The 1650-nt window shown below is 57.2% G+C and carries 1 protein-coding gene; it reads right to left on the reverse strand.

Going from position 1 to position 1650, the window contains the following annotated elements; all coding sequences use genetic code 11:
* Window positions 1–293 precede the first annotated feature (293 nt).
* Complete coding sequence (locus DW796_RS10295; protein ID WP_118095254.1) at window positions 294–1508, reverse strand: MFS transporter; 1215 nt, start codon at window positions 1506–1508, stop codon at window positions 294–296.
* Window positions 1509–1650: the final 142 nt, after the last annotated feature.

Genomic DNA, 1650 nt, shown 5'->3' on the forward strand with positions numbered 1-1650 from the left:
CTCGTCGGCGACCTTGTCGGCGAGCGCGGTCATCTTCTTGCCGGTCTCGTAGACGTTCTTGCCGTCCTCGACGTAGCCCTCCTGGCTAAAGTGCATGATCTCGATCTTCTCGGTTTCCTTCATGGCTTTTCCTTTCTGTCCTGCACGCGAATCTATACATCGCGTTTCTTTTCGATACCAATTATAGACATACACCTAACGTGTTTTTAATACCACTTTTCAATCTGCTCCAATCCTCGGTGAACGGTCGAAATTCTCTGGTGAGTGGTATTAAATTAGAATTTGATGTATAGCTAACGCCCCTGGCGTCTCCCTTGTGTGACAAAGAACAGCGTTCCTACCAGCGCAATAATGGTCGATGCCCCAAACAGCACCGCCTGGACGCCCAAAGCCTCCGCCAAAAACGGAGCCGCCAGCAGCGGCACCACGCCGGCGCTCATCAGGCCAAAACGCACAAAGCCGGTAATGCGCCCCAGGTATTTGATGTCTGCGCGCTCCTGAATCAAGATCATCTGCAGCGGCTCCAGGAACCCCCAGGCCAGACCGTTAATCGCCTGACCGATAATCGCGACCCCCAGCATATCGGTGCCCACGTACACCATGGACCCAATGCCCACGGCCATGAGCGCGCCGAGTAACAATCGTAGGTTGACATGGCGAGCAGAAAGCTTGGTCAGGATGAACGCGCCCACCGAGGAAGTGAGGCCCACGACCGAGGACAGCCAGCCCAGCCAGACGATATCCACGTTGAGCACATCACGGTAGAACAACGACTCCAGCGAATCGAACGCGCCGAACGCAAAGAAACCCAAAAAGCCCGAGATAAAGATGAGGCGCAGGTCGTGGTCGCGAAACGTAAGTCGCGCACCCTCGGCCATGCCGCCCAGAATACCGCCCTTCGGCTTCTCCCCTTTTGCGGGAACAACACACTCGTGGCAGCCCAAGGAGAGCACGGCCGCCACACCCATCATGCCCGCCATGAGCAGATAGACCGATTGCGTGGCAAAACAGCTCACGATGGCACCACCGAGCAGCGGGCCAGCGGTATAGGCGATATTGCTGTAAAACACCATGAGACCGTTCACGCGGGTACGGCCCTCGGTGGTCGACTCTAGGTATCCCGGAAACGCATGCGTGCAGGTGTTGATAAAACCACCCGCAAGTCCCAAGACACACGCGGCAAACACAAGCCCGGGGACAGACAACGGCGCCAACCCCACGCCAAGCGAAAGCACCGCCGTAATCACGCACGTCACAAACGACGTCCGACGCGGTCCAAAGCGATCGATGACCGAGCCCGACACCATATTGCCCACCGACGTCATAAGATTGCGCACGAGCGTAATGGCAGCAACCAAAAAGGCCGTGCCAGCCAGATCATACGTGGCCGCACCGATAAGCCCCAAAAAGTAGACCGCGTTGTTGGCGCACCACTGCAGGGACTCAATAAGAATCAGCCTGACCTCTGCCGGCGTCAGGCGCATTTCTTCGCGATCCTTCGCGAACATACGAACTCCTTCTATACAAAAAGGGGATGGAGGGCATAGGCCCGCTCCATCCCCTTTCCAGGTTGCAACGAAAATCTATGCAGCCGGGTCCTTACGCCAGCACGCCGAAGAACGCGCCGACGATGCCCACGACCATGGTGGC

The sequence above is a fragment of the Collinsella sp. AM31-2AC genome, assembly GCF_003469285.1.
Classification (GTDB): Bacteria; Actinomycetota; Coriobacteriia; order Coriobacteriales; family Coriobacteriaceae; genus Collinsella; species Collinsella aerofaciens_AT.

Coding starts and splice junctions, on each gene's coding strand:
- DW796_RS10295 (WP_118095254.1), bottom strand. CDS start 1,508: ATGTTCGCGAAGGATCGCGAAGAAATGCGCCTGACGCCGGCAGAGGTC.